At 54.5% G+C, this 7,732-nt stretch carries 5 protein-coding genes; 4 read left to right on the top strand and 1 reads right to left on the bottom strand.

What is annotated here, in order from left to right; translation table 11 throughout:
* Positions 1–684 precede the first annotated feature (684 nt).
* Positions 685–1,599 carry a peptidoglycan-binding domain-containing protein gene (locus tag H6F80_RS05895; protein ID WP_190790662.1) on the bottom strand — a complete coding sequence of 305 codons (915 nt, stop codon included), beginning with the start codon at positions 1,597–1,599 and terminating at the stop codon, positions 685–687.
* A 263-nt stretch (positions 1,600–1,862) separates the two neighbouring features.
* Here H6F80_RS05895 and H6F80_RS05890 point away from each other — a divergent pair, with 263 nt between their 5' ends.
* The 4 genes from H6F80_RS05890 (at position 1,863) to H6F80_RS05875 (ending at position 7,732) form a co-directional block, all read left to right on the top strand.
* Positions 1,863–2,837: an ADP-ribosylglycohydrolase family protein gene (locus H6F80_RS05890; RefSeq protein ID WP_190790661.1), complete on the top strand. Its 975-nt coding sequence runs from the start codon at positions 1,863–1,865 to the stop codon at positions 2,835–2,837.
* A 276-nt stretch (positions 2,838–3,113) separates the two neighbouring features.
* Positions 3,114–5,648 (top strand): HD family phosphohydrolase, encoded by a 2,535-nt coding sequence (locus H6F80_RS05885; RefSeq protein ID WP_190790660.1) that lies wholly within the window; start codon positions 3,114–3,116, stop codon positions 5,646–5,648.
* Positions 5,649–5,677: 29 nt separating this feature from the next.
* Positions 5,678–7,018 carry a 16S rRNA (cytosine(967)-C(5))-methyltransferase gene (locus tag H6F80_RS05880; protein WP_190790659.1) on the top strand — a complete coding sequence of 447 codons (1,341 nt, stop codon included), beginning with the start codon at positions 5,678–5,680 and terminating at the stop codon, positions 7,016–7,018.
* A gap of 45 nt (positions 7,019–7,063) precedes the next feature.
* Complete coding sequence (locus H6F80_RS05875; protein ID WP_242067188.1) at positions 7,064–7,732, top strand: helix-turn-helix domain-containing protein; 669 nt, start codon at positions 7,064–7,066, stop codon at positions 7,730–7,732.

Raw genomic sequence — 7,732 nt, 5'->3', positions numbered from 1 at the left:
CCGACCCCAGATGGATTTCTTCTGGGCATTATTCTAGTTCCAATTCACACCAAAAGCGTGCAAATTCCGGGGTGAAGCGGTCTCTATTAGAGGAATTTTTAGGATCAAAGCAACAGCGATAAAAAAGCTGTTATGCATGAATAGACTGCCTTTAAAAACCGATGAGGTCTGGCACATGAACCAGACCCCGAAAACCGAGTTGAGTTGTGAACGAAATGAACCTTGAATTAAGATGTTCCTTTACGAAGGGTTCGGACTTAATCAACCGCAACTTTCACTTACAAATCTCTCGCATACCTGTCTCTACTAGGAGACATAGAGCTATGTGGCGCATCTCTTTCTGCCTTCAAAACCAATGTGCATTAGAAATGCAATTTTTCCACGGACTGAAGGGCAATGCGGAGCGGTAAGAGAAACATTACGTCTGGACTATTAGCGGGTGGTACAGGCTACTAATCCATTAATTCAAATCAATCGGTCGGTTTGTTTGATTCAGTTAAGGTTTGCTGTTGCTTTTCTGTACCTGAATTCAAGATAGCATTGCCGATCGGGGAAGGGAACCTGCATTTACCAATGTTGGCGATCGTTAACTTAAGTTTATATAAGAGTAAAGAAGGCTTTATTTGTTGCAGCACTTGCTTACATTACCCGATCGCCTTCCAAACGACTACTTCTGCCAAATGCCTAGCGCAGCAAAGCTCCCCAGGTTGCCGGACCGACCACTCCGTCAGGCTCTAGCCCAAAATTACGCTGTGCGACTTCCACGGCTGCCTGAGTTTGTGCCCCAAAGATACCGTCCACCTCACCGTCATAAAATCCGAGGGCTTGTAGTCGCTCTTGCAAGCGTTCGATCGCACTGCCGCGCATTCCAGGCCGAAGGGTGGGCAAATCGATCGAGGTCGAATTGCTGTCTGTTTCAGAGCTTGCCCCAGTGTTGGTTCCAGAGTCTGCGGGAGGAGTCGCTGGCAAATTGGTAGGACGAGTCGGAGTCGGGGAAGGGATGGGCGCAGACGTTGGAGAAGGAGTCGGGAAAGGAGTGGGCGTTGGAGTTGGAGAAGGAGTCGGGGAAGGCGCGGGTGCAGGCGTTGGAGTTGGAGAAGGAGTCGGGAAAGGAGTGGGCGCAGGCGTTGGAGAAGGAGCCGGGGAAGGCGCGGGTGCGGGAGCCGGGGAGGTGCTGGCTGTAGTGCTGGCATTGGGCGAGGGAGGCAGCAGACGGTTCCAGGTTTCAGAACCAACCACCCCATCAGCGTCTAGCCCGATCGACTGCTGAAAGGCAGAAACGGCATCTGCGGTACTTTGCTGATAACTGCCGTTAACTACCTCTTTGTAATAGCCCAGCAGTTTGAGCATTGCCTGAAGCTCTGTTACTGATTCTCCCTGGCTGCCAATTCTGAGAACCGGACGATTCGCACTTGCAGCTTCGGTCGTAGCAGCAGGGGGCGTCTGGCTGAAAGCAGGCGAGTAAAGCAAGCCTAGCGTTAAAAGGCTGAGCAAAGTCACCGTACTGGCGCGCAGCACTCTATTGATAGAAGAAACTGCAATAGAAGGAACAGTGATAGGAGAAACTGAAACTGGAGTAGAACGCAGGCTAGATGGCATAAGCATGGATCAGCAGAGAGGTAAAAGGAATGAGATGCAGTCAGCTACAGAGGATTAGAAGCAGTCTGGCGGGTTGCAGTTCCCCCTACTCGAAATTGCCTCCGATCGATTGTAGGAGAGGAGAAGAGTCAGAGAGGGTTTAGCAGAAAACGGTGATCCAATTTAGACAGGAATCATTCTTATGCGATCGATCGTGTACAAAACGTTCACAATACGTTGAGCAGCAATTAGGATAGAGCGAGATTAAGAATTATACAGTTGCCATGCGGTTCTCGCTGAGAAGTCGGTTTCGCGGAGCGTTCTTAGGTGCAGCCCTGGGACAGGGGTTTGCTACGGTTGCTTCGCAGTTCTCCAAAGGGGGAATTGCCCCGGCTAATACCCATCCAGCCGATCGTGCCTCACATCAGGAACAAACCGCTCGCAATTTTCTTTCTTTCGCTCAGTTCTGCACCCCTCCTGGTGAGATCGACTCTGTCGCCGGAAATTGGGGCAGGCAGGCAGTCCAGCAAACGCGGGATATCATTAATCCGCAGCCAGTTTCTCAGCCTACTGATGATTTGTTTGATGACCCGTCGCAGCCTGCTTCAGCGATCGAGTTTTTGCCCCTGATCCTGCTTTGCCATGAGAGCCAAGAGCAGTTGCAGCATGCTCTGATGCCGCGAATCGCAAATTGTTCTCCCGCACAGCAAACCGAAGTTTGGGTGATTGCTGCAATCATGATGCTGATGCTGAAAGAAGAGTTTGTTCCCGATCAGATCATTCCCTTGTTGCTGGAAGGAAGACAGTTTCCATCGATCGAGCAAAGCCACGAACTGGTAGACCAGCTACAGCAGATTCAGTCCTGGCTCCTTGACCAGACCCCGATCGCCATGCTTCCGGCGGTTTCGCTCTCGCCCGGAGCGGCAGCCCTATACAGCGTTCTTAAAACGCCTGCCTCATTTCCGCTGGCTTTGCTGCACACACTGCGCCTCCAGCCTGATCCCGAAACAGCGGCACTGGTGGGACTGCTTGCCGGAACTCATCTCAGTGAAGCAGGTCTGCCAATCGGTTGGCGCAATGCATTCGATCGCTATCAATCCACGATGCTACAGGCTTCTTGGGACGTTTCATCGATCGCAGAGCTGTTAGAGCTGGCAGATCGACTGTGGGCAGTTTGGTCAGGAGCGTTTCAGCCGCAGCACTGGCAGTCCTTGCCCACTACAATTACGGCAGTGCCCCGGCTGGTTCGTCCTCGCTAGCCGAAACGAAGTCTTGAAACATTGCTGGAGCTAGGCGGAACAGAGCCTTCGATATACTATGAACAGTGGCTTAGGATTTACAGTCAGCTACAGTAGTTAATGCTTCGACAGGTTCTTTTGGAGAAGAAAAAGTTGTAATGCCCCGCCGGGCAAATCAACGGCGAATCAACAGGGTTATTCCATCGGGAGCAAGCAATGGCGAGCAGACCTTGAAAACGGCGCAAATTGAGCCTCTCTTTCCCATGAACTTACCCACACAGCCCCTGGGAGCAATTGATGAAACCCCTGCGATCGTTCGGTCAACAAGTGACACGATGGCGGCAAATCTTCCTCACTTTCGTCGATCGCTTCAGCGTTCGGCATCCCCATATTTACAGGCAGCTCCAGCCGATTCGAGGGCAATGGCGGCGGGTTTGGGTTTGGCTTGAGGAAACTTCCTGCTTTCGCACTCCCTTTAGCCCGCAGCAAATTCGCCGCAAGCTGCCTGCCCGAGTGAAATTTCGGCTGCCGCTCTTGCTGATTGTTGCGATCGTGCTGCTGACCAGTGCGATGGGCTACCGCTTCTATAACGAACCCGAACTTGCCGTTGGAACCGTTTCACCCCAGCTTTTGCGTGCCCCCGAGACCGTAACGGTTATAGATACTAAAACCACTGAAGCAAACCGGAAAGCGGCTCGGACGGCTGCCGTTCCTGCGCTCATGATTGATCCGTCAGTGAATCAGGAAATTTATCAGGCTTTGCAGCGGTTGATCGATCAGGGCAATGCAATTCGGCAGCAGGCAGGTGCGTTTCCCTATGTTGATCCGGGGTTTGTTTCAACGGCAACGCAGCAGTATTTGCGGCAGGGAACCGACTGGGACTGGCGATCGGCAATGGCAGCAGTAACCGGGCAAAGTGTTGCGATCGCCAGAACTGATTTGCAGCAGCCAGCTGCTCAAGAGCCACCCTCTAGCCCCAATCCCTCGCTTCAGCTTGCCATTTTGGAACTGCAAAACTACCGCCGAACCAATGGAACTGACGATTTTTCCGCGCTTCAGGAAGTGGTGACGCGGGCAAGGCAACGATATCAGGCGGCAAAAGTGTCTCTAACAGCGAACCCCGGAGATACGCCAAACGGAGTGTACGACGATCGCCTCTTGACCCTGACGGATGGAGAATGGGATGCGACGCGAAAGGCAATCCGGCTCAGCTTAGAGCGAATCTTAACCCAGGGCGTTGCGCCTGGTTTACCCGATACTCTGCTGAAAACTGCGGTTCAGCTTCAGCTTGATCCGGCACTCTCCTCCAGTTCGGCGGCACTGGCAACAAATGTGTTGGTGGCGGTAATCGAGCCGAACCTGATCCAAGACCCAGAGCAAACCAAAATCCGGGCAGAGCAGGCCGCCCGGGCAGTTCAGGATGTGGTGGTTGAAGTGCGGCAGGGAGAGGCGATCGTTGATGCGGGGGAAATGATTGCCCAAAGCGACTTTGTGCTGCTTGATCACTTTGGCATGAGCCGCAGACGCACGAACTGGGTAGGGCTTCTGGGCTTCGCCGCGCTGGTTGCCGGGGCGGTCGCTGTTTTTTTGCTGGTAGAGCATCGCTTTCACCCCGGTTTACGCCCTCCCGATGATGTGCTGATTCTGCTACTGACGCTGAGTGCGCCGATCCTGCTCGCGCTGAAGGTTCCCGGTACAAGCTTGCCTGCGATCGGCTTACTGGCGGGCAGTTTCTATGGCTCAGCGGTGGGCGCGACAATTGTGGGGCTGCTGAGTTTGCTGCTGCCGCTCGGCATGGAAATTCCCTGGACAAATCTGGTTGCTAGCGCGATCGGGGGACTGGTGGGTGCGATCGTGGCAGGGCGACTGCGAACCCGCGAAGAGTTTGCGCTCCTGGGAGGCGTGGTCGGCTTGGTGCAGGGTGGGGTGTACCTGCTGGGGAGCCTGATTTTGAGCGCGGCGGTAACTCCGGTGTGGTATGTGGTGCTGACCGGGGCAGCGATCCAAGCCCTGATGGGCGTCGCCTGGAGCGTGTTCGCGCTGGGAGTTAGCCCCTATCTGGAACATCTGTTTGATTTGATTACCCCGATCCGGCTGGCAGAGCTGGCAAACCCTAACTGCCCAATGCTGAAGCGACTTGCCTCCGATGCTCCTGGCACGTTTCAGCATACGCTGTTTGTGTCTACGCTGGCAGAAGCGGCGGCGCGTCAGTTGGGCTGCAATGTGGAGCTGGTACGGGCAGGAACGCTCTATCACGACATTGGCAAGATGCACGATCCGCTCGGCTTTATTGAAAACCAGATGGGTGGACCCAACAAGCACGACACGATCGATAACCCCTGGCTCAGCGCAGATTTGATCAAAAAGCACGTCAGCGAAGGGTTGGTCATGGCACGTAAATGCCGCTTGCCTACCGCAATTCAGGCATTTATCCCCGAACACCAGGGCACGATGGCGATCGCCTATTTCTATCACCAGGCGCAGGAACAGGCAAAGAACGACCCCACGATTACCGTGAAAGAATTGGACTTTCGCTACGATGGACCGATTCCCCAAACCCGCGAAACCGGGATCGTGATGCTGGCAGATTCCTGTGAAGCCGCGCTGCGATCGCTTAAAGATGCAAGCCCCACCGAAGCTCTCGCCATGATTAATCGAATTCTGCGATCGCGGTGGCAGGACAATCAGCTTGCCGAAAGCGGCTTAACCCGCGAGGAGCTGAGTCAGATTGCTGAAACCTTTGTGCGAGTATGGCAGCAGTTTAACCATCAGCGCATTGTGTATCCGAAAGCAGTGGTCAGTCCTCAGCCTTCGGTTGGGGCACGGGATTGAGTGTGGAAAAGCAGGAGCGCAAAAATCTCATGTTGTCTGCCCGTCAGCTTGCGTTTCTGGCACTGCGATCGGTTGAGCGGGGAGCGTTTGCCGATATTGCGCTCGATCGGGTGCTTCAGCAGGAGCTATCGTCAGTCGATCGGCGATTTGTGACCGAATTAGTGTACGGCACCGTGCGACGACAGCGAACCCTGGATGCCCTGATTGACAGTTTGGCAACTAAGAAGGCAGCGCAACAGCCTGCGGATTTGCGGCTGATCTTGCATCTAGGGCTATATCAGCTCCGCTATCTGGATCAGATTCCTGCTTCAGCCGCCGTGAATACTACCGTGGATCTGGCAAAGCAAAACGGATTTGCAGGTTTGTCTGGCTTTGTGAATGGCTTGCTGCGGCAATATCTTCGTGCCAGTCAATCTGATCCAGCAAAGCTTCCCGTGCTGCCCGACGACCCGATCGCCCATTTAGGCATTCAACATAGTTATCCCAACTGGATCGTGCAGACGTGGGCAGAGGAATTTGGCTTGGCGGAGGCGGAAAAACTCTGCGACTGGTTTAATCGATCGCCCCAAATCGACCTGCGGGTGAATCGCCTGCGATCCTCGGTGGCAGAGGTGCGAGCGGCAATGGAGGCAGCCGGAATATCAGTCGCTCCCGTTTCCCTACTTCCTGCTGCCCTTCGTCTCCCTCAAGGAGTCGGCGCAATCAGCCAGCTTCCCGGCTATACCGAAGGCTGGTGGACAGTACAAGACAGCAGTGCCCAGCTTGTGAGCGAATTGCTCGACCCGCAGCCTGGTGAAACAGTGATCGATGCTTGTGCAGCCCCCGGTGGCAAAACGACCCATCTCGCAGAACTGATGCACGATCGCGGCACTATCTGGGCGATCGATCGTTATGCCTCCCGCTTGAAAAAACTCCAGCAAAACGCTGCCCGCCTTCAGCTTCAGTCAATCCAGATCTGCACGGGAGACAGCCGGGATCAGCCTCAGTTCGGGAATCAAGCCGATCGCGTGCTGCTAGATGCTCCCTGTTCTGGATTGGGAACGCTCCACCGTCACGCCGACGCTCGCTGGCGACAAACGCCCGACACCGTCAAGGAACTCAGCCAGCTTCAAGCCGAACTGCTCCAAGCAGCCGCGAGCTGGACAAAACCGGGCGGGATGTTGGTTTACGCCACCTGTACGCTTCACCCAACCGAAAACGAGGCGATCGTAACAGCCTTTTTGCAGGAGAATTTGCACTGGGCGATCGAGCCACCCGATGCGAATTCTGCGGCAGCGGCGTTTGTGTTACCTCAGGGCTGGCTAAAAGTGCTGCCCCACCATCACAATATGGATGGTTTCTTTATGGTGCGGCTGCGGCGGCAAACCTAATAAACCCTTGCAGATTCGAGTTTTTGCTTTGCTTAAAAACGACCTATGCCCGATCGATCGCCCTCTGAAATGCCACAGCCAGATTTCGCCCTGTATGCAAACCGTCTCCGTAACCGAATGCAGCAGGTCAACCTATCCAGCTACCAGGCAGTGAGCAAAGCGGCGGGCGTATCCAAGTGGCAAATCGAACAGCTCCGGCAGGGCAAAGCGGCTGAGATGCGGCTAAACGTGCTTTGTCAAATTGCAGCTGCTCTGCAAGTTTCGCTCGATACTTTAATCCGCGAGTTTTCCGAGCTTGAGAATCTGCCGCAATCGGCTTCAGACAATCCAAATTCGGCAAATCCTGATTCAGTTCAGGCATCTAATTCGTTGCAAGCTCAGCAGCACGAACAGCTTCAGCAGGAATTTCAGCAAGCCGCCCTGCAAGCGATCGAGTCCTGGCTGATCCAGTTTCCGACGGCTGCCTATGCTGCCCAGCAAAACCCCCAGCTTTCCGCCGTCAAACTGCTGCCCTTAATGCGCCCGATCGAGCAGCTATTGCAGAACTGGGGGATTGAGTCGATCGCTCCCGTGGGAACCGAGCTCCCTTACGACCCACAGCGGCATCAGCTCATGGAAGGAACCGCTCAGCCCGGCGATCGGGTGCGCGTTCGCTATACGGGATATTGTCAGGGAGATCGGCTACTTCACCGGGCAAAAGTCAGTCCTTGCTAA

The organism is Leptolyngbya sp. FACHB-711 (assembly GCF_014695615.1).
GTDB lineage: Bacteria > Cyanobacteriota > Cyanobacteriia > Elainellales > Elainellaceae > Leptolyngbya_A.
Note: the sequence above shows the minus strand (reverse complement) of the source record. Positions and strands in the feature narration are given on the sequence as shown.

Coding starts and splice junctions, on each gene's coding strand:
- H6F80_RS05890 (WP_190790661.1), top strand. CDS start 1,863: ATGCGGTTCTCGCTGAGAAGTCGGTTTCGCGGAGCGTTCTTAGGTGCA.
- H6F80_RS05885 (WP_190790660.1), top strand. CDS start 3,114: ATGAAACCCCTGCGATCGTTCGGTCAACAAGTGACACGATGGCGGCAA.
- H6F80_RS05875 (WP_242067188.1), top strand. CDS start 7,064: ATGCCCGATCGATCGCCCTCTGAAATGCCACAGCCAGATTTCGCCCTG.
- H6F80_RS05895 (WP_190790662.1), bottom strand. CDS start 1,599: ATGCCATCTAGCCTGCGTTCTACTCCAGTTTCAGTTTCTCCTATCACT.
- H6F80_RS05880 (WP_190790659.1), top strand. CDS start 5,678: ATGTTGTCTGCCCGTCAGCTTGCGTTTCTGGCACTGCGATCGGTTGAG.